Here is a 19,750-nt window from a genome sequence, read left to right as displayed (position 1 = left end):
AAATTAATTTACTTTAATAATAGTGTTTTACTCTATTTATTTCAATACCTTACAAAACCAACTAGAATAATTTCAGCTTTAAGAGTAAGTTAGATATATCAATTTTTGTCGCCTGTTCAATAAGCTAAAGAGGTTTAGCATGTCTCGTTGGATCAGAAATACCTTCATTTTACTTTTCATAGCTGTACTCTTTATTTCCTTAGCCTGTTATTCCATCTTATATATGAGCTTGCCTCAATTGAATGGTGAACAAAAAGTACCAGGCATTCATCACTCTGTTTCAATAAAACGTGATGCTCATGGTGTCCCGGTGATCACTGGCAGTTCGAGAAGCGATGTTGCTTTTGCTACGGGTTACTTACACGGTCAAGAACGCTTTTTTCAAATGGATCTGTCTCGAAGAAATTCAGCTGGAGAACTGTCTGCTATGTTTGGTAGGATCGCTTTTGATTTCGATAAACAACAACGCCGACATCGTTTCAGGAAAATCGCTACAGAAGCAATTGCGCTTTTACCTCCTGAACAAAAAGCCATTCTTAGTGCTTACACTAACGGGGTAAATGCAGGTTTAGAAGCACTTCATACCAAACCATTCGAATATTGGATGCTTGGCCTCAAGCCTAAGCCGTGGAAAATGCAGGATAGCTTATTGACTGTGTTCAGTATGTATCTAGAGCTAAATGATTCAAAAGGCAAAATTGACGAAACGAAAGGACTCATTAAAACGTTATCATCACAAAAAATATTGGACTTCATTTCACCTGAAAAAACCCGCTGGGACTCTCCTCTTATTGCAGATGGTTACCAGCAGCAACCGATTCCAAATAAGGACGAAATAAACCTAAGATCAGAGCCGAGTGATTTCTATGCCAAATTGACAGGAAAGCTCATTCCAGATGGATACTTAGGCAGTAACAACTTTGCCGTATCAGGGAAAGTTACCACCACAGGCCATGCAATTATTGAAGATGATATGCATCTTGGGCTCAGAGTACCTACTGTATGGTATCGAACACAAATCAGTTATCCAGAGAACATAAAACAACCAAACGCAAAGCAAGTTCGAGTTACTGGAGTGACTTTACCCGGCTTACCAAACATCGTGGTAGGGAGTAATGGTCATATTGCTTGGGCTTTTACTAATAGTTATGGAGACTGGGTTGATTTAATTAAATTAAAGATCAATGGCAATGAATACTATACAAACCAAGGCCGAGCCAAACTTGACACATGGTATGACACAATTGATATTAAAGATGAGCCGTCAGTAGAAGTAAAATACCAAACTACACATTGGGGGCCGACAAAGCCTTCATCGCTAACCACAGATACTTTTGCAACCGCTTGGACAGCATACAATCCAAAGTCGACTAATTTGAATATGTTGGAACTTGAAAAAGCCAACACAATAAAGCAAGCCATTGCCATCGCAAATAAGTCTGGGATCCCTCCACAAAACTTCACTGTAGGAGACGACAAAGGCAATATTGCTTGGACCATTGCAGGCATATTACCAGAACGGGATAATGTTGATAGTAGCTTGCCAATTCCTTATCAACTGGCTGATAAACACTGGGAAAACTTACTAGCAAAGTCCGAGTACCCAAAAATCATAAATCCTCAAAATAACCGAATTTGGACAGCAAATGCGAGAGTGGCCTCAGGAAATGATTTAGCCAAATTAGGTGACGGCGGTTATGCACTGGGGGCAAGACAAAAGCAAATCAGAAATGCTTTGCTCAATATTAAACAATTCAACGAAAAAGACTTACTTGACGTAGCACTTGATGACCGTGCGTTATATATGAATAACTGGCGTAAGATCATTCTCGCAACGCTGAAACAGGCCAACTTAAAAAGCCACCCAGAACGCGGTGCTTTCTTAAGTTATGTTCAAAACTGGTCAGGTCGAGCTGAACCAAACGATGTTGGCTATCGTCTAGTAAGAGAGTTTCACGACACTCTGAATATGACAGTGATAAAAAGTATTGGTCGATACTTACTGAAACATAGTGACTCTCAAGTGAAAGATATACCAGACTCCTGGATACAAGGAGCAAATCATGAAAGAGAAATGCTGCTTAGGCTATATCAAGACAAGCCGATAAACTGGCTGAGTCCTCAGTACAAAAACTGGGATCAACTATTCTTAAAGTCAATCGATAAAGTGATTACCCAATTGTCCAAACAGTACAACGTTAAACCTGTTGAAGCCTTAAAGTTGGCTACTTGGGGCAGTCGAAATACTGCAGAAATTAATCATCCGCTAAGCCGAGCTTTACCGATTATTGGAAGTTGGCTCGATATGCCACACATTCCGCTAAGTGGTGACAGTTATATGCCAAAAGCGCAAAGACCAACAGCGGGTGTGTCAGAACGAATGATTGTGTCACCAGGAAATGAACAAAGCGGTATTTTTCATATGTCAGGCGGGCAAAGTGGCAACCCGATATCACCGTTTTACAAGGATGGCTTCAATAACTGGGCTAATGGAACTGACAGTCCATTCCTTCCGGGCCCTGAAGAGTATCACTTAATTCTTCTACCAAAGCATTAATAATCACTATAGCTCAGTATTAATCACCAACAAACCCTCCTCAGCAGGCTCTATTATCAATAGAGCCTATTTTCCACCTTATACAATGTTATACCGTTTTGACATTAAAAATATTGAAGTACTGGCTGCACACAAAGAAAAGCACAAACATAAAATGAGTATTAAGGCCGCATGACATTTATTGGACAAAAGGGGGAATCTAATAATGTACTGATCTGGCGTGTCGCAGATACATGCACTTAAGAACACGAATAAACAGAGCGGAATCTAACTAATCAAAATTTTCGAGATTAAAAGAGTCTACGAAGCAAGGAACAAAATACTAAAAGTCGCATTAGATACAACTATCAAAACAAATCTGCTTGTGAGCATCTGGTATAAAAAAACCGAGCACTAGGCTCGGTTTTTCTTCTATTCTTCAGTTACTCTGCAGCAGCTTCTACTTCAACTGCTTCAGCATCTTCTGGACGATCAACTAGCTCAATATACGCCATAGGCGCTTTATCACCAGTACGAAGACCGCACTTAAGAATACGGGTATAACCGCCAGGACGTTCCTGGTAGCGTGGACCCAATTCAGTAAATAACTTACCTACAACTTCAGCGTCGCGAGTACGTGCAAATGCTAGACGACGATTTGCAACACTGTCACTTTTAGCAAGTGATATTAAAGGCTCAACTACGCGGCGCAGTTCTTTCGCTTTAACAGTAGTCGTCTTGATGATCTCATGACGAACTAATGATACAGCCATGTTACGAAACATAGCTTGGCGATGACTGCTATTGCGGTTAAGTTGACGTCCACTCTTGCGATGGCGCATGACTTAATCCTTATAACCTAAAATCTGTACAAAACCTGGGACTTATAGGTCGTCTGCTAAACTAGCTGGAGGCCAGTTTTCAAGACGCATACCTAACGACAGTCCGCGAGACGCTAATACATCCTTAATTTCAGTAAGAGATTTCTTACCTAAGTTAGGTGTTTTTAGCAACTCAACTTCAGTGCGCTGTACCAGATCTCCGATGTAATGAATCGCTTCGGCTTTCAAACAGTTAGCCGAACGTACAGTTAACTCTAGATCGTCGACAGGACGCAATAGAATCGGGTCGAATTCTGGTTTTTCTTCTTTCTGCTCTGGCTCAGTTACATCACGTAATTCTACGAATGCATCTAGCTGTTCAGCAAGAATCGTTGCTGAACGACGGATAGCTTCTTCAGGATCAATAGTACCATTAGTGGTCATATCAATAACAAGCTTATCCAAGTCAGTGCGTTGCTCAACACGTGCTGCTTCAACATTGTAAGCAATACGAGCAACCGGTGAGAAAGAAGCGTCTACTAATAAACGGCCAATTGGACGTTCATCTTCTTCGGTTTGTGCACGAGCAGATGCTGGTACATAACCGCGACCACGTTCTATACGAATACGCATGCTGATGTCATTGTTACCAGTCAAATGACAGATAACATGATCTGGATTCATGATAGCAACATCACCATCATGAGTAATATCTGCTGCGGTAACAGGGCCTGCGCCTGACTTACTCAAAGTAAGCATGGCTTCATCTTTACCCTCGAGGTGTACTGCTAGACCCTTCAAGTTAAGCAATATTTCAAGGATATCTTCTTGTACGCCTTCCTTGCTGCTGTATTCATGCAGTACGCCGTCGATTTCGACTTCAGTAACTGCACAGCCTGGCATAGACGACAATAGGATGCGACGCAACGCGTTACCTAAAGTGTGACCGAAACCACGTTCAAGCGGCTCCAAAGTAACCTTGGCACGTGTTGTGTTAACCTGCTCGATATCAACGAGACGCGGTCTAAGAAATTCTTTAACAGAACCCTGCATTGTGTCCTCTCTTGTTTATTAGCTTTACTTAGAGTAAAGCTCGACGATCAGCTGTTCGTTAATGTCTGCAGACAGGTCGCTACGCTCTGGTAAGCGCTTGAAAGTACCTTCCATTTTAGCGTTGTCTACTTCAACCCATGTAGGCTTCTCACGTTGGCCTGCAACTTCTAGAGCTGCTCCAATACGAGCTTGCTTACGTGATTTCTCGCGAATGCTTACTACATCATTCGCAGACACTTTGAATGACGGAATGTTTACAACACGACCGTTTACCACAATTGACTTGTGGCTAACCAGCTGACGTGCTTCTGCGCGAGTTGAACCGAAACCCATACGATAAACTACGTTATCTAGGCGAGTTTCTAGCAACTGAAGTAGGTTTTCACCTGTGTTGCCTTTAACGCGTGCAGCTTCTTTATAGTAATTACGGAATTGCTTTTCTAGCACACCATAAGTACGACGAACTTTTTGTTTCTCACGTAGCTGAATACCATACTCAGACAAACGCGGCTTACGAGCACCGTGTTGACCTGGAGCTTGTTCCAGCTTACATTTCGAATCGATTGCTCTCACGCCGCTTTTTAAGAAAAGGTCAGTACCTTCTCGGCGGCTGAGCTTGAGCTTAGGACCCAAGTATCTTGCCATGATCTTTCTCCAACTATCCTATTAACGCGTTATACACGACGTTTCTTAGGAGGACGACAACCGTTATGCGGGATAGGCGTCACATCGGTAATGTTGGTAATTTTATAACCAACAGCGTTCAGCGCACGAATGGCTGACTCACGACCTGGACCTGGACCCTTTACGAAAACTTCTAGGTTTTTAACACCATAATCTTGAGCTGCTTGACCAGCGCGCTCAGCAGCAACCTGTGCAGCGAATGGAGTAGATTTACGTGAACCACGGAAACCTGAACCACCTGCAGTTGCCCATGCTAGTGCATTACCTTGACGATCTGTAATGGTAACAATTGTATTGTTGAAAGATGCATGGATATGAGCCATGCCATCAGCAATCTGTTTACGTACACGCTTGCGCGGTGAACGTGACGGACTTTTAGCCATTGCTTAACCCCTTCCCGTTACTTTCTAATTGGCTTACGTGGACCTTTACGCGTACGCGCATTGGTCTTTGTACGTTGCCCACGGAGAGGCAGGCTACGACGATGGCGGAGACCACGATAACAACCAAGATCCATAAGACGCTTGATGTTCATTGAAATCTCACGACGTAAGTCACCTTCTACTTCGTATTTGGCAACTTCTGCGCGTAGAGTATCTATTTGAGCTTCGCTCAATTCCTTGATCTTCACGTCTTCAGCGATGTTACTAGCAGAACAAATTGCTTTAGCAGTTGTTTTGCCGATGCCGAAGATTGCAGTTAATGCGATAACTGCGTGCTTCTGATCAGGAATGTTAATGCCAGCGATACGGGCCACTATGCACTCCTCAAGTTAAAGGTTATCTGCGAAAAGCCCGAAAGGATACTCGACAGATAACAGTTTTGCAATTATTTTTTGGCCAGTTTGGATGTTATTTCATCCAAACCGACCAAACTATCTTTTTTTAGCCTTGACGCTGTTTGTGTTTTGGTTCAACACAAATTACGCGTACAACGCCACTACGCTTGACGATCTTGCAATTACGGCAGATCTTCTTCACGGAAGCTCGAACTTTCATTTCATCACTCCGTTATGCGACTAGCGACCAAAGCGATCTAAATTCGCTTTATTCACTAAATTCGCTTTCTTCATCACAGACTCATACTGATGTGACATCATATGGGTCTGCACCTGAGCCATGAAGTCCATGATCACCACTACCATGATTAGTAGTGAAGTACCGCCAAAGTAAAATTGTACTTTCCAAGCGATTAACATGAACTCCGGAATTAGGCAGATAAAGGTAATGTATAACGCACCAGCCAATGTAAGGCGGGTCATTACTTTATCAATGTAACGCGAAGTCTGTTCTCCAGGACGTATCCCAGGAATGAATGCACCACTCTTCTTCAAGTTATCAGCTGTTTCACGCGGATTGAAAACCAATGCCGTGTAAAAGAAGCAGAAGAAGATAATAGCCGTTGCATACAATAATGAATACAGCGGTTGTCCAGGCGATACAGCCAGTGAAATATCACTCAGCCATGCCATAGACTCATTTTGACCAAACCACTGAGCCAGTGTGCCTGGAAACAAAATAATGCTGGATGCAAAAATTGGTGGTATTACACCTGCCATGTTGAGTTTCAACGGCAAGTGAGTACTTTGCGCTGCGAAAACTTTACGACCTTGCTGACGCTTGGCGTAGTTTACCACAATGCGGCGCTGACCGCGCTCTACAAATACCACAAAATATGTGACTGCAAACACAATCACTGCAAGTAGCAACAGTACTAATACATTCAAGTCACCTTGACGCGCCTGCTCGGCCGTTTGACCAATAGCAGAAGGTAAACCAGCAACAATACCTGCGAAAATAAGAATCGAGATACCATTACCAATCCCGCGCTCAGTAATTTGCTCTCCGAGCCACATCAAGAACATCGTCCCTGATACTAAGCTCACTACCGCAACAAAGTAAAAACCGAAGCCTAAATTTACAACTAGACCTGGTACTAGGTTAGGTAGACCAGTCGCAATACCAATTGACTGGAAAGTCGCTAATACTAACGTGCCGTATCTTGTATATTGACTAATTTTTTTACGTCCAGACTCGCCTTCTTTTTTCAATTCAGCCAGTGCAGGATGCACAACAGTCAACAACTGCATGATGATCGACGCCGAAATATACGGCATGATTCCCAATGCAAAAATAGAGGCACGCTCAAGAGCACCACCAGAGAACATGTTAAACATGCCTAAGATAGTACCCTTCTGCTGAGCGAAGAGCTCTGCTAAAACAGCAGCGTCAATACCAGGAATTGGTACAAATGAACCCGCTCTGAAAACGATAATTGCACCAATCACGAACAGGAGACGAGCTTTCAATTCTGATAGTCCGCCTTTCGCGCTTTTTAAATCAAGTCCTGGTTTTGCCATTGACGATTATTCCTCGATCTTACCGCCGGCAGCTTCAATAGCTGCACGTGCACCTTTGGTTACCTTCAGACCTTTTACGGTCACTGGGCGCTCAATGGTACCTGAAAGAACGATTTTCGCAAACTTGATGTTGCGAGTAATTACATTTGCGTCTTTCAACGAATGTAAGTCAATAACATCACCGTTAACTTTCGCTAGTTCACCTAGGCGCACTTCAGCTGTTACAAGAGTAACGCGTGAAGAAAAACCAAACTTCGGCAAACGGATTTTAAGAGGCATTTGACCGCCTTCAAATCCAACGCGTACACCGCCGCCACTACGTGACTTTTGACCTTTGTGACCACGACCACCAGTCTTACCAAGACCAGAACCGATACCACGGCCTACACGCTTTTTAGCTGATTTTGAACCTGGTGCTGGAGATAAAGTGTTTAACTGCATTTTATTCCTCCACCGATACCATGTAATAAACTTTATTTACCATACCGCGAACTGAAGGAGTATCTTCAAGTTCAACAGTGTGGCCAATGCGACGAAGGCCTAGACCTTTAACTGACGCACGGTGCTTTGGTAAACGACCAATCGCACTTTTAGTTTGAGTTACTTTAATAGTTTTCTTAGCCATGGTGCATTACCCCTGAATATCATTAACATTCAGACCACGCTTAGCTGCGATTTGCTCAGGTGACTTCATGTGCACTAGAGCGTCGACAGTTGCGCGAACGATGTTGATAGGGTTAGTAGAACCGTAAGCTTTAGACAGTACGTTATGTACGCCTGCAACTTCCAGAACAGCACGCATCGCACCACCGGCGATTACACCAGTACCTTCACTTGCTGGTTGCATATAAACTTGCGAACCTGAGTGACGGCCTTTAATCGGGTGATGCAAAGTACCAGCGTTCAATTGAACAGTTACGATATTACGACGAGCTTTCTCCATCGCTTTTTGAATCGCTGCAGGTACTTCACGAGCCTTGCCATAGCCGAAGCCAACTTTACCGTTACCGTCACCAACTACTGTTAGTGCAGTAAAACTAAAGATGCGACCACCTTTTACCACTTTAGAAACACGATTTACTGCAACTAATTTTTCTTGCAGATCGTCTTTTTGCTGAGTTTCTAATTTAGCCATAATTTTATAACTCCTTTAGAACTTCAGGCCAGCTTCACGAGCGGCATCAGCTAACGCTGCTACACGACCATGATACTTAAAACCAGAACGGTCAAACGCAACCGCAGTTACGCCTTTCTCTACCGCACGTTCAGCAACAGTTTTACCTACTGCTTTAGCTGCGTCAACGTTACCAGTGCTTTTAACTGCTTCTTTAACTGCTTTTTCAACAGTTGAAGCAGAAACTAGTACATTTGCCTCAGAATCAATAACCTGAGCGTAAATGTGACGCGGCGTACGATGTATGACCAGACGGTTAACGCCCAGTTCAAGGATCTTCTTGCGGGCGCGAGTAGCACGACGCAAGCGAGATGTTTTCTTATCCATATCGCGTTACCTTACTTCTTCTTAGCCTCTTTACGGCGTACATTCTCATCAGCGTAACGAACACCTTTACCTTTATAAGGCTCTGGTGGACGGTAGCCGCGAATTTCAGCTGCAACTTGACCAACCAACTGCTTATCAGTACCCGTAAGTACGATTTCAGTTTGGCTAGGGCATTCAGCTTTAACGCCTTCAGGAAGTTCGTGAACCAAAGGATGTGAGAAACCTAAAGTTAGGTCAACACCCTTGCCTGCAACTTTTGCACGGTAACCAACACCGATCAAAGTCAGTTTCTTCTGAAAACCTTCAGAAGTACCGATGACCATGTTGTTGATCAAAGCGCGAGCGGTACCCGCTTGTGCCCATGCATTGGCTACGCCATCTACTGGAGCTACTTTGACTTCCGTACCTTCAACAGTAACAGTTACAGCGCTGTTGATTTCACGAGTTAAGGTGCCCTTAGCGCCTTTAACGCTAATAGCTTGACCATTTACTGTCACCTCTACGCCCGCAGGAATAGCGACTGGTGCTTTTGCTACACGAGACATTGCTTACTCCTTACGCTACGTAGCAGATAACTTCGCCGCCCATGCCAGCTTGGCGAGCAGCTCTATCAGTCATCAAACCTTTAGAAGTGGACACAATTGCGACACCCAATCCGGCCATCACTTTAGGAAGTTCGTCTTTACCTTTGTAAATACGAAGACCTGGGCGTGATACACGTTGGATAGTCTCAACGACTGGTTTGCCTTGGAAATACTTTAAAGTAACTTCCAATTCTGGCTTAGCTTCATCTGCTACGGCGTAGTCTGTGATATAACCTTCGTCTTTTAAGACTTTTGCAAGAGCGATTTTCAGCTTTGCAGAAGGCATAGTTACAGATACTTTGTTAGCAGCTTGGCCGTTACGAATACGGGTTAACATATCCGCAATAGGATCTTGCATGCTCATATTAGCTTACTCCGTACAGTAATTACCAGCTGGCCTTACGCAGACCAGGAACTTCACCACGCATTGTTGCTTCACGTAATTTAATACGGCTCAAGCCGAATTTACGTAAGTAACCATGTGGGCGACCAGTTTGACTACAGCGGTTACGCTGACGCGCACTGCTTGAATCACGTGGTAGAGATTGTAGCTTAAGAACTGCATCCCAACGCTCTTCTTCTGAAGTGTTTGGGTTAGCAATTAATGCCTTAAGCGCTGCACGTTTCTCAGCATATTTTGCTACGAGCTTTGCACGTTTATCTTCACGTGCCTTCATAGAACTTTTTGCCATTACGCTACCCTTATTTCTTAAATGGGAAGTTGAATGCGTCCAATAGAGCACGACCTTCTTCGTCATTCTTAGCAGACGTCGTAATAACGATGTCCATGCCACGAATTTTATCGATTTTATCATAATCGATTTCTGGGAAGATGATTTGCTCACGAACACCCATTGCATAGTTACCACGGCCATCAAACGCTTTAGCGCTCATGCCACGGAAATCACGAATACGTGGAATTGCAATGTCAACTAAACGCTCTAAGAATTCCCACATACGCTCACCGCGTAGGGTAACTTTACAGCCAATAGGGTAGCCTTCACGGATTTTAAAACCAGCAACTGATTTACGAGCTACAGTTACTACTGGTTTTTGACCAGCAATTGCAGTCATGTCACGAAGCGCATGCTCCATAACTTTTTTATCTGCAACAGCTTCGCCTACACCCATGTTCAGGGTGATTTTCTCAACCCGAGGGACTTGCATGACACTGGTATAACCAAACTTTTTAGCAAGTTCAGCAATCACAGTCTCTTTATATCTATCATGCAGTTTCGCCATCGTTTACTCCAATTACTTAACGAGTTCACTGTTCGATTTGAAGAAGCGGACTTTCTTGCCATCTTCGAATCGGAAACCAACACGATCAGCCTTGCCAGTGGCAGGGTTTACGATCGCTACATTTGATGCTTGAATTGGTGCTTCTTTATCAACAATACCACCTTGAACACCCAATTGAGGGTTTGGTTTCTGGTGTTTCTTGACAAGATTAACGCCTTCTACAAACATTTTACCGTTAGATAAAACTTGGGTAACTTTACCAGTTTTGCCCTTGTCTTTACCTGTCAGTACGACTACTTCGTCTTCACGACGGATTTTTGCTGCCATTTTGAAGCTCCTTACAGTACTTCTGGTGCCAGCGAGACAATTTTCATGAATTGATCATTACGCAATTCACGTGTCACTGGGCCAAAGATACGAGTACCAATCGGTGCAAGGTTTGCGTTAAGCAATACCGCTGCATTCCGATCGAAGCGAATGACAGAACCATCTGGACGACGTACGCCTTTCTTAGTACGGACTACCACCGCGTTATACACATCACCTTTCTTCGCTTTAGCGCGAGGAATCGCTTCTTTTACAGAAACTTTGATGATGTCGCCGATCCCGGCATAACGACGATGAGAGCCACCCAAGACCTTAATACATTGAACTCTACGCGCACCGCTATTATCGGCCACTTCAAGCTGCGATTGCATTTGGATCATTTCAAGTGCTCCGCTATCGTTACTACACAAAAGCCCTTAATTATTAGGGCATACATTCACCAATTTTTGAACACATTTGGTCAAAAATGGCGCGCAAGTATACCACCATAATTTGGGAATAGGTAGTAATTAAAAAACAAACGGCCCCAAAAGTTGGAGCCGTTTCACTAAAAGCCTAAAAATTAGGCTTTTGTAACTACTTCAACCAATGTCCAAGACTTAGTCTTAGATAGAGGACGACATTCGCTAATAGTAACGATATCGCCTTCTTTACACACATTTTGCTCATCGTGTGCATGGATCTTAGTAGTACGTTTAATATACTTCCCGTAGATAGGGTGTTTTACTTGGCGCTCAACAGCAACAGTAATAGACTTGTCCATTTTGTCGCTCGTTACGCGGCCTAGTAATGTACGGATTTTATCAGACATTATGCACCCGCCTTAGAAGTAATAATGGTCTTAACACGCGCAATGTTGCGACGTACTGTTTTCAGTTGAGTCGTTTGAGTCAACTGGCCAGTAGCGTGTTGCATGCGCAGGTTGAACTGCTCACGCAGCAGACCAAGTAATTCAGCGTTTAAATCTTCAACGCTTTTTTCTCTTAGTTCGCTCGCTTTCATTACATCACCGTCTTAGTTACAAAGGTAGTCTTAATTGGAAGCTTGGCAGCAGCAAGAGTAAACGCTTCACGCGCTAGCTCTTCGTTCACACCATTCATCTCATAAAGAACCTTACCAGGTTGAATCTGACATACCCAGTATTCAACGTTACCTTTACCTTTACCCATACGCACTTCAAGAGGCTTAGAGGTAATTGGCTTGTCAGGGAAAACTCGAATCCAAATTTGTCCTTGACGTTTAATGTGACGAGTCATTGCACGACGCGCAGATTCGATTTGACGAGCAGTTAGACGACCACGTCCAACTGCTTTCAAACCGAAGTCACCGAAGCTTACTTCAGTGCCTTTACCAAGACCACGGTTGCGGCCTTTGTGCATCTTGCGAAACTTCATTCGTTTAGGTTGCAGCATTGAAGGCTCTCCTATTTACCACGAGGCTTGCGCTTTGGCTGCTTCGGCTCTTCTAGTTTTGGCATGATTCCGTCTAGAACTTCACCTTTGAAGATCCAAACTTTAATACCAATTACACCGTATTGGGTGTGAGCTTCTGCAGTAGCGTAGTCGATATCAGCACGAAGAGTGTGTAGAGGTACACGACCTTCACGATACCACTCAGAACGTGCGATTTCAGCACCGCCTAAACGGCCGCCTACTTGAACTTTGATACCTTGTGCGCCAATGCGCATTGCATTTTGTACCGCACGCTTCATAGCACGACGGAACATAACACGACGCTCTAATTGCTGTGCAATAGAGTCAGCAACAAGTTTTGCATCAAGTTCTGGCTTACGGATCTCAGCGATGTTGATTTGTGCTGTAGTACCAGTCATTTTTGACACAGTCTTACGTAGCACTTCAACGTCTTCACCTTTCTTACCAATCACAACACCTGGACGGGCAGTGTGAATCGTAACGCGGATGCTTTTCGCTGGACGCTCGATAACAATCTTGGATACTGAAGCTGCTTTTAGTTTCTTGAAAAGAAACTGGCGAACTTCCCAGTCGCTATCTAGGTTTGCTGCATAATCACTCTTATCAGCGTACCAGGTAGAGATCCAAGGTTTGGTGATACCCAGACGGATACCATTTGGATGTACTTTCTGTCCCATTACTCTCTCCTAGCGATCTGCTACAACCACAGTGATGTGGCTGGTACGCTTGATGATACGGTCAGCACGGCCTTTAGCACGTGGTCTGATACGCTTCATAGTTGGAGCTTCATCAACGAAGACTTTACCAACGATTAGCTCGTCGATATCAGCACCTTCATTGTGCTCCGCATTTGCGATAGCTGAATTAAGTACTTTCTTAACCAGTACGGCCGCTTTCTTAGGGCTGAAGGTCAGGATTTCCAGCGCTTTAGCAACAGGTAATCCACGAACTTGATCAGCCACTAAGCGAGCTTTCTGAGGCGACGTACGGGCATAGCGATGTTTAGCTAAAACTTCCATCTTTAATCTCCCGTATTAACGCTTCTTCGCTTTCTTATCTGCAGCGTGGCCGCGATAAGTGCGAGTTGGTGAAAATTCACCAAGCTTGTGACCGATCATTTCGTCAGTTACGAACACAGGTACGTGCTGACGACCATTATGGACAGCGATGGTCAATCCAATCATATTTGGAATGATCATTGAACGGCGTGACCAAGTCTTAATTGGCTTTTTGTCACCCGATTCCAACGCTTTCTCTACCTTCTTCAGCAAGTGCAGGTCAATGAAAGGACCTTTCTTGAGAGAACGTGGCATGGCGAATCCTCTTACTATTTATTACGACGACGTACAATGTACTTGTCAGTGCGTTTATTGCTACGAGTCTTATAACCCTTAGTAGGCATACCCCATGGAGACACAGGATGGCGACCACCAGAAGTACGACCTTCACCACCACCATGTGGGTGATCTACAGGGTTCATGGCAACACCACGAACTGTAGGGCGTACGCCTCTCCAGCGTTTCGCACCAGCTTTACCTAATTGGCGTAGCATGTGCTCAGAGTTACCAACTTCACCTAAGGTTGCGCGGCAATCTACAGGAACTTTACGCATTTCGCCTGAGCGAAGACGTAGAGTCGCGTATGCGCTATCACGAGCAACAACTTGTACATATGCACCAGCTGAACGCGCGATTTGAGCGCCTTTACCAGGCTTCATTTCAACAGCGTGAACAACAGAACCTACTGGAATGTTGCGTAACGGCAATGCGTTACCCGCTTTGATTTCAGCATCAACGCCTGACATGATTTTGTCGCCAGCTTGCATGCCTTTAGCAGCAAGAATATAACGACGTTCACCATCTGCATATACTACTAGAGCGATATGCGCAGTACGGTTTGGATCGTACTCAAGACGTTCAATTTTTGCAGGGATACTATCTTTATTGCGTTTGAAGTCAATAATACGATAGTGCTGCTTGTGACCACCGCCCACGTGGCGAACAGTGATACGACCAGTGTTGTTACGACCACCAGACTTTGACTTTTTCGCCAACAGGCCAGCAAAAGGTTTACCCTTGTGCAGATCTTTGTTCACCACTTTAACTACGTGGCGACGACCAGCAGAGGTTGGCTTACACTTAATAACTGCCATTGTTTAATCTCCTTTGCTTACTCAGCGCCGCCGACGAAGTCTAGGTCTGCACCGTCAGCTAAAGTAACGTAGGCTTTTTTCCAATCGCTACGACGACCCATGCGGGCACCGTGACGCTTAGTTTTGCCTTTGTTAACTAAAGTGCGAACAGTCTTAACTTCAACTTCAAACAATTGAGCTACTGCAGCTTTAATTTCAGCTTTAGTGGCATCAGTTGCTACACGGAAAACTACAGTGTTCGTTTTCTCAGCATTAACAGTACTCTTTTCAGAGACGTGTGGTGCTAGAATAACTTTTAGCAAACGTTCTTCGCGGATCATGCTAGCATCTCCTCGATTTGCTTCACTGCATCAGCAGTAACCAACACAGTGTTGAACGCGATTAAGCTAACTGGGTCAATACCCGCAACGTCACGAACGTCAACTTTGTATAAGTTACGAGCTGCTAAGAACAAGTTCTCATCAACTTCTGGTGTAACAATCAATACATCGTCTAAATTCATTTCGTTTAGCTTGCTCTTTAGCTCTTTAGTTTTCGGAGCTTCAACACCAAACTTTTCAACAACTAGTAAACGGTCTTGACGTACTAATTCAGACAGAATGCTCTTAAGCGCTCCGCGGTACATCTTCTTGTTTACTTTTTGGCTGTGGTCTTGTGGTTTTGCCGCAAACGACACACCACCAGAACGCCAGATTGGGCTTTTCACAGAACCCGCACGAGCGCGACCTGTACCCTTTTGACGCCATGGTTTTTTACCAGAGCCTTTTACTTCTGCGCGTGTTTTCTGCGCGCGAGTACCTTGACGAGCGTTTGCTGCGTAAGATACAACTACCTGATGAACCAGTGCTTCGTTAAACTCACGGCCAAAGGTAGCTTCGGAAACTTCAAGAGCGCCTTGCGCGTCTTTCAATGCTAATTCCATTACTATCTCCTCAGACCTTAAGCTTTAACTGCTGGCTTGATAATCAGGTCGCCATTGGTAGCACCAGGTACAGCACCTTTTACCAATAGTAGGCTGCGTTCAGCATCTACACGAACCACTTCTAGGTTTTGTGTAGTTGTACGCTCATCACCCATGTGACCAGACATCTTTTTACCTTTGAATACACGACCAGGCGTTTGGTTCTGACCGATAGAACCGTTTGCTCTGTGTGCCAAAGAGTTACCATGCGTCATGTCTTGAGTTTGGAAATTCCAGCGCTTAACGCCGCCTTGGAAACCCTTACCTTTAGATTGACCAGTAACGTCTACTTTCGCTACATCAGCGAAGATATCAACTGTTAGTTCAGCACCAACTTCAATGCCTTCACCTTCACCATCAGCAAGACGCATTTCACGAATGATACGACCAGCTTCTACGCCAGCCTTAGCAAAGTGACCCGCTTTTGCTTTATTGATGCGGTTGGCTTTTTTGGTGCCTGTAGTAAGTTGAAGTGCACGGTAACCGTCAACGTCAAGTGTTTTAACTTGAGCTACGCGATTCGCTAGAACTTCAATTACAGATACTGGGATTGAAGTACCATCTTCGGTGAAGATGCGCGTCATACCCACTTTACGACCAATTAGACCGATTGCCATCTCTCAAACCTCTTCTTAGGATCTCAATTAACCCAAGCTAATCTGAACGTCGACACCAGCTGCAAGATCTAGACGCATAAGTGCATCAACAGTCTTCTCAGTAGGCTCAACGATGTCAACTAGACGCTTGTGCGTACGTAATTCGTACTGGTCACGAGCATCTTTATTAACGTGTGGAGAGATCAAAACGGTATAACGCTCTTTGCGCGTTGGTAGTGGAATTGGACCACGTACCTGAGCGCCTGTACGCTTCGCAGTTTCAACGATTTCCGCAGTAGACTGATCAATTAAACGATGATCAAATCCTTTTAAGCGGATACGGATTCTTTGGTTCTGCATTGACCAGAGCTCCTAAAATGAACACATAAAAAATCACCCTCATGCAGCTTTCTTCTAGAAAGGCAGAGTGAGATGATTTAACCGTTCGATTCCCAATCGGAATCGCTGTTTATTAATCGTTAATCATATTGATTAACGCTTTACTTCGTCACTGTACAATTGCAGTGAGCGAGCAATTATACTCAGCTTTTCGCTAAGATCAACCCAATCGCACAATTATTCTGCGATATAGTTCACATCGCAGCTTGTACGTCAAAATATGGCAGGAATTATACGGAAAAAATGTTAATAAGCTATTCTTAATTCTTTCTGTAGTTAACTATCGCAATTTTTGGATCTTTCTTTAGTCCAAGCTTGGTCATGTTGTCCTTTCTAACTTCCCACTCTTTTGTATTAACGTAATCGAATTTTAGAGTGGCTGTTTTGCCAATACCTGCGTTCATCTATAGCTTCTGAGATATGCGTTTTCATCGTAAAAATTTGCCGATGTTTCTCAAGCTCTTTTTCTGTCAAAGATATCTCTTCAACTTCATGAAAGTCATCAAAGACTAGTGAAGCATTACTTTTACATTCCATCTATACAACCAATAAGACGTATCATTTAGAAAACACTAAAGTACCCTCTTAATAATTGGTAGCAACATGAATAAAGAGCAATCAACTCATATGGTTCTATTTACTGCTTTCTTCTTCACTTATCAAATTGAGAGACCAAGTCCTGTTGACGTTCATTCTGCAATGTTAGCCCCCGCCCTAACTCTACAGCGCTATTTACATTGTCCAATAAGGCTTCAGTGTTTTGCTCTAAGCTTCGCATATTGCCTTCAACCTGAAGCATCGCTTGTGATTGCTCTTCAGCTGCAACGGCCGTTTGTTGCCCCACTCCTTGAACTTCTGTTAACGATTTATTCATTTTTACTAATGTGGCTTTGAGCTGTTGTTCTGACTCTAAACTTTCTGAAATTAGTCCATGACTGAACTGCATTTGTTCAACGGCTTTCGCAGAAGTCTGTTTTAACCTGCTGATGATCTCTTGAATCTCTTTACCTGATGTTTGCGAGCGATTTGCCAGCATCCGAACTTCATCTGCAACGACCGCAAACCCTCGTCCTGCATCTCCTGCTCTAGCGGCTTCAATTGCGGCGTTTAATGCAAGTAAATTCGTTTGCTCAGCTAAACTGTCAATCACACTGAGCACATCATCAATGCGTCCACACAGTGCATCGAGGTTCGCAATTGAAAATTGAGATTTTTCCAATAATTCGGTGATTTTTAAATTGGATTCTTGTGAAATGGCTAGGGCTCGTTGTGTATCTTCGAGCTTTTGAATCGTCTGTTCAATATTGCTTGCCGTTTCAACGGTATTTTGTGCGACTTCATTAATAGTCTCACTCATCTGACAAACCGAAGTCGCTACTTGCGAGAAATGATTATTCTGTTCAGTCAGATTATCTAAGTTTTGTTTGTTTTGCTGATCCTGCCCCACAATCGACTTTTGAAGCCTTGCACCACTGTCTTGAATACGACCAACAATCGCCAACGTTTCAGCTTTGCGCATCCTTAAACTTAACTCTATATGTGATAGCTCATCAACGTGCCCGGTATAGATGAACTGATTAATCGAATTATCGTGTACCTCCCTGCTGAGCTTAAGTGTTGATTGCCATCGATGATTGAGTTTAAACACAGGCCACAAACCAACTGTGATTCCGGTTAATAATAAAATAAATTGGTAAGAGATATTTTCATGCTGAACACCAAAGCCAATACATAAAATAGAAAATAGCCATCCAATGATGAGGCTTTGAATAATGGTTGGCCGATATTTAGAGAGAATGTCTTTATCTTGCTTTAACTTTTGATAACAATCTTCGGCTCGCTTTACCAAGTGGGCATCGGGTTTAGTTCTCACAGATTGATATTCATCGACTTCGCCATCGTGCTCTATCGGGCTGACAAATGCGTTCACCCAATAGTAGTCACCGTTTTTACAGCGGTTTTTAACCAGCCCCATCCAATTTCGGCCACCCTTAATTGTGCCCCATAAATTTGTAAACGCTGCCTTCGGCATATCTGGATGGCGAATCATATTGTGTGGCTGCCCAAGCAGCTCTTCAGCTTTATAACCACTTACATTTAGGAAGTCTTCATTGAGATAGGTAATGTTACTGTTCAAATCGGTTGTTGAAAGGATTTTAAAACTGTCAGGATAGACGACTTCATTTGTCATACTGCTTTTTGTTACATCCATGATAAAACTCTTTTAACCACACTTTAATTAAGACTTTATTTTGCCATCCCATTTGATGCATCTAAATAACAAATCTTCTCTCGCAACAAAAACACGCCACTTAGTTGACCAAAGTCAAACTCGTGGCGCATCATTATCTTATCGCTCGAAAACTTAATTTCCTTTAACAGCCTGAATCTACAATCGTGCTAGATGGGTCAGTAGCCTGTTGTTTGTTTCCCGCTTGACGATAAAGTAAGTAGCAATTCTCTTTTTTAATCATAGGGTCAAAAATTCTTACTTGAGGAATACCATCTTCGCTGTCTCCAACTTGCTGAAATTGCCAGTTTACGGTCGAAGGGTTAATACTTTGCTTCCCGTTAAAGACGAAGCCTAATGCATTTTTTAAATCTTCAGCTTTTGTTGACAGGTAACCGTTAAAAGTTCCTAAGCTCACGCTGTCGATGACAATGCTATTCGCACCTTGAGAGGCTCCCATTTGTATCGCCTTATCATTGACAATTTTATTTGTCTTTGAAATTGCAACTTTTAATGAGTTTAGCGCTGATGAATGGGTTTCCTTCACTCGATTTACTGCAGATTTATCTTGGCCAATTAATAGAATCCCTGCAATAACGACCACTAATACAATCACGAAAACCAAGGCTTTAGATTGTGCAGCTCCATTTTTGTTTTGCATAGTGTTTCTCAACTTTTGTTAATTACAGACTGAGCGGAGTCTATCATCAAGGATTGAAATGCTTCATTGCAAAAACATATAGCTTAGATTGGAACCCATCAAACTTGGGTAACAAATTAAGAGGATAAATCTGAGGAGAAAAGCTTTATTTTTGAGATAATAAGTCGACCAAGACAACTATCAAAATAAAATGGCGATTCTAAACAAAACA

General features: G+C 43.4%; 32 protein-coding genes. 1 reads left to right on the top strand and 31 read right to left on the bottom strand.

Annotated features, from left to right (window positions below):
* Positions 1-139 precede the first annotated feature (139 nt).
* Positions 140-2,557: a penicillin acylase family protein gene (locus JQC92_RS13195; protein WP_205000071.1), complete on the top strand. Its 2,418-nt coding sequence runs from the start codon at positions 140-142 to the stop codon at positions 2,555-2,557.
* A gap of 422 nt (positions 2,558-2,979) precedes the next feature.
* On the opposite strand, the gene rplQ is transcribed toward JQC92_RS13195, so the two are convergent.
* The 31 genes from rplQ to JQC92_RS13040 all read right to left on the bottom strand — a co-directional run bounded on the left by rplQ (position 2,980) and on the right by JQC92_RS13040 (position 19,539).
* A complete protein-coding gene (rplQ, locus tag JQC92_RS13190; RefSeq protein ID WP_129946272.1) occupies positions 2,980-3,378 on the bottom strand; it encodes a 50S ribosomal protein L17 in 399 nt (132 codons plus the stop codon).
* 42 nt (positions 3,379-3,420) lie between these two features.
* Entirely contained in the window at positions 3,421-4,410 is a 990-nt protein-coding gene (locus JQC92_RS13185; RefSeq protein ID WP_129946271.1) for a DNA-directed RNA polymerase subunit alpha, read from the bottom strand.
* 24 nt (positions 4,411-4,434) lie between these two features.
* Positions 4,435-5,055 (bottom strand): 30S ribosomal protein S4, encoded by a 621-nt coding sequence (gene rpsD / locus JQC92_RS13180; RefSeq protein ID WP_129946270.1) that lies wholly within the window; start codon positions 5,053-5,055, stop codon positions 4,435-4,437.
* A gap of 29 nt (positions 5,056-5,084) precedes the next feature.
* A complete protein-coding gene (gene rpsK, locus JQC92_RS13175; RefSeq protein WP_129946269.1) occupies positions 5,085-5,477 on the bottom strand; it encodes a 30S ribosomal protein S11 in 393 nt (130 codons plus the stop codon).
* A gap of 17 nt (positions 5,478-5,494) precedes the next feature.
* Positions 5,495-5,851 (bottom strand): 30S ribosomal protein S13, encoded by a 357-nt coding sequence (gene rpsM, locus JQC92_RS13170; RefSeq protein ID WP_205000070.1) that lies wholly within the window; start codon positions 5,849-5,851, stop codon positions 5,495-5,497.
* A gap of 127 nt (positions 5,852-5,978) precedes the next feature.
* Positions 5,979-6,092 (bottom strand): 50S ribosomal protein L36, encoded by a 114-nt coding sequence (gene rpmJ / locus JQC92_RS13165; RefSeq protein WP_006083579.1) that lies wholly within the window; start codon positions 6,090-6,092, stop codon positions 5,979-5,981.
* 20 nt (positions 6,093-6,112) lie between these two features.
* On the bottom strand, positions 6,113-7,453 hold the full coding sequence (gene secY / locus JQC92_RS13160; protein ID WP_129946267.1) for a preprotein translocase subunit SecY: 1,341 nt from the start codon (positions 7,451-7,453) through the stop codon (positions 6,113-6,115).
* 6 nt (positions 7,454-7,459) lie between these two features.
* Positions 7,460-7,894 (bottom strand): 50S ribosomal protein L15, encoded by a 435-nt coding sequence (gene rplO, locus JQC92_RS13155; RefSeq protein WP_205000069.1) that lies wholly within the window; start codon positions 7,892-7,894, stop codon positions 7,460-7,462.
* Between the two features lies 1 nt (position 7,895).
* Positions 7,896-8,078, bottom strand: a complete 183-nt coding sequence (gene rpmD / locus JQC92_RS13150; protein WP_129946265.1) for a 50S ribosomal protein L30 — start codon at positions 8,076-8,078, stop codon at positions 7,896-7,898.
* A 6-nt stretch (positions 8,079-8,084) separates the two neighbouring features.
* Positions 8,085-8,588, bottom strand: a complete 504-nt coding sequence (rpsE, locus tag JQC92_RS13145) for a 30S ribosomal protein S5 (protein ID WP_129946264.1) — start codon at positions 8,586-8,588, stop codon at positions 8,085-8,087.
* Between the two features lie 15 nt (positions 8,589-8,603).
* On the bottom strand, positions 8,604-8,954 hold the full coding sequence (gene rplR / locus JQC92_RS13140) for a 50S ribosomal protein L18 (protein ID WP_205000068.1): 351 nt from the start codon (positions 8,952-8,954) through the stop codon (positions 8,604-8,606).
* 11 nt (positions 8,955-8,965) lie between these two features.
* Entirely contained in the window at positions 8,966-9,499 is a 534-nt protein-coding gene (gene rplF / locus JQC92_RS13135) for a 50S ribosomal protein L6 (RefSeq protein ID WP_205000067.1), read from the bottom strand.
* A gap of 10 nt (positions 9,500-9,509) precedes the next feature.
* On the bottom strand, positions 9,510-9,902 hold the full coding sequence (rpsH, locus tag JQC92_RS13130; RefSeq protein ID WP_129946261.1) for a 30S ribosomal protein S8: 393 nt from the start codon (positions 9,900-9,902) through the stop codon (positions 9,510-9,512).
* Between the two features lie 22 nt (positions 9,903-9,924).
* Entirely contained in the window at positions 9,925-10,230 is a 306-nt protein-coding gene (gene rpsN / locus JQC92_RS13125) for a 30S ribosomal protein S14 (RefSeq protein ID WP_205000066.1), read from the bottom strand.
* Positions 10,231-10,240: 10 nt separating this feature from the next.
* The gene (gene rplE / locus JQC92_RS13120) at positions 10,241-10,780 is read right to left on the bottom strand and encodes a 50S ribosomal protein L5 (protein ID WP_129946259.1); all 540 of its coding nucleotides are present in this window, start codon (positions 10,778-10,780) and stop codon (positions 10,241-10,243) included.
* A gap of 12 nt (positions 10,781-10,792) precedes the next feature.
* Complete coding sequence (gene rplX / locus JQC92_RS13115; RefSeq protein WP_129946258.1) at positions 10,793-11,107, bottom strand: 50S ribosomal protein L24; 315 nt, start codon at positions 11,105-11,107, stop codon at positions 10,793-10,795.
* An 11-nt stretch (positions 11,108-11,118) separates the two neighbouring features.
* Positions 11,119-11,487, bottom strand: coding sequence for a 50S ribosomal protein L14 (gene rplN / locus JQC92_RS13110; RefSeq protein WP_121853345.1), 369 nt, complete (start codon positions 11,485-11,487; stop codon positions 11,119-11,121).
* 182 nt (positions 11,488-11,669) lie between these two features.
* Positions 11,670-11,918, bottom strand: a complete 249-nt coding sequence (gene rpsQ / locus JQC92_RS13105) for a 30S ribosomal protein S17 (RefSeq protein ID WP_129946257.1) — start codon at positions 11,916-11,918, stop codon at positions 11,670-11,672.
* Entirely contained in the window at positions 11,918-12,109 is a 192-nt protein-coding gene (rpmC, locus tag JQC92_RS13100; protein ID WP_129946256.1) for a 50S ribosomal protein L29, read from the bottom strand. The genes rpsQ and rpmC overlap by 1 nt, the downstream gene beginning before the upstream one ends.
* Entirely contained in the window at positions 12,109-12,519 is a 411-nt protein-coding gene (gene rplP / locus JQC92_RS13095) for a 50S ribosomal protein L16 (RefSeq protein ID WP_129946255.1), read from the bottom strand. The genes rpmC and rplP overlap by 1 nt, the downstream gene beginning before the upstream one ends.
* An 11-nt stretch (positions 12,520-12,530) precedes the next feature.
* Positions 12,531-13,217 (bottom strand): 30S ribosomal protein S3, encoded by a 687-nt coding sequence (gene rpsC / locus JQC92_RS13090; RefSeq protein WP_129946254.1) that lies wholly within the window; start codon positions 13,215-13,217, stop codon positions 12,531-12,533.
* A gap of 9 nt (positions 13,218-13,226) precedes the next feature.
* Entirely contained in the window at positions 13,227-13,559 is a 333-nt protein-coding gene (gene rplV / locus JQC92_RS13085; RefSeq protein WP_129946253.1) for a 50S ribosomal protein L22, read from the bottom strand.
* Positions 13,560-13,574: 15 nt separating this feature from the next.
* Positions 13,575-13,853: a 30S ribosomal protein S19 gene (gene rpsS / locus JQC92_RS13080; protein ID WP_129946252.1), complete on the bottom strand. Its 279-nt coding sequence runs from the start codon at positions 13,851-13,853 to the stop codon at positions 13,575-13,577.
* 14 nt (positions 13,854-13,867) lie between these two features.
* Entirely contained in the window at positions 13,868-14,692 is an 825-nt protein-coding gene (gene rplB, locus JQC92_RS13075; RefSeq protein WP_129946251.1) for a 50S ribosomal protein L2, read from the bottom strand.
* 17 nt (positions 14,693-14,709) lie between these two features.
* On the bottom strand, positions 14,710-15,012 hold the full coding sequence (gene rplW, locus JQC92_RS13070) for a 50S ribosomal protein L23 (protein ID WP_129946250.1): 303 nt from the start codon (positions 15,010-15,012) through the stop codon (positions 14,710-14,712).
* Positions 15,009-15,614, bottom strand: a complete 606-nt coding sequence (rplD, locus tag JQC92_RS13065) for a 50S ribosomal protein L4 (RefSeq protein ID WP_129946249.1) — start codon at positions 15,612-15,614, stop codon at positions 15,009-15,011. Before rplD ends, rplW begins: the two co-directional genes overlap by 4 nt.
* A 17-nt stretch (positions 15,615-15,631) precedes the next feature.
* The gene (gene rplC, locus JQC92_RS13060; RefSeq protein WP_129946248.1) at positions 15,632-16,270 is read right to left on the bottom strand and encodes a 50S ribosomal protein L3; all 639 of its coding nucleotides are present in this window, start codon (positions 16,268-16,270) and stop codon (positions 15,632-15,634) included.
* Between the two features lie 27 nt (positions 16,271-16,297).
* Positions 16,298-16,609, bottom strand: a complete 312-nt coding sequence (rpsJ, locus tag JQC92_RS13055; RefSeq protein WP_011070616.1) for a 30S ribosomal protein S10 — start codon at positions 16,607-16,609, stop codon at positions 16,298-16,300.
* 299 nt (positions 16,610-16,908) lie between these two features.
* On the bottom strand, positions 16,909-17,052 hold the full coding sequence (locus tag JQC92_RS13050) for a hypothetical protein (RefSeq protein WP_205000065.1): 144 nt from the start codon (positions 17,050-17,052) through the stop codon (positions 16,909-16,911).
* Positions 17,053-17,300: 248 nt separating this feature from the next.
* A complete protein-coding gene (locus JQC92_RS13045) occupies positions 17,301-18,860 on the bottom strand; it encodes a methyl-accepting chemotaxis protein (protein WP_205000064.1) in 1,560 nt (519 codons plus the stop codon).
* Positions 18,861-19,023: 163 nt separating this feature from the next.
* Entirely contained in the window at positions 19,024-19,539 is a 516-nt protein-coding gene (locus tag JQC92_RS13040; RefSeq protein ID WP_205000063.1) for a hypothetical protein, read from the bottom strand.
* Positions 19,540-19,750: the final 211 nt, after the last annotated feature.

This window comes from Parashewanella hymeniacidonis (genome assembly GCF_016900895.1).
Taxonomy (GTDB): Bacteria; Pseudomonadota; Gammaproteobacteria; order Enterobacterales; family Shewanellaceae; genus Parashewanella; species Parashewanella hymeniacidonis.
Note: the sequence above shows the minus strand (reverse complement) of the source record. Positions and strands in the feature narration are given on the sequence as shown.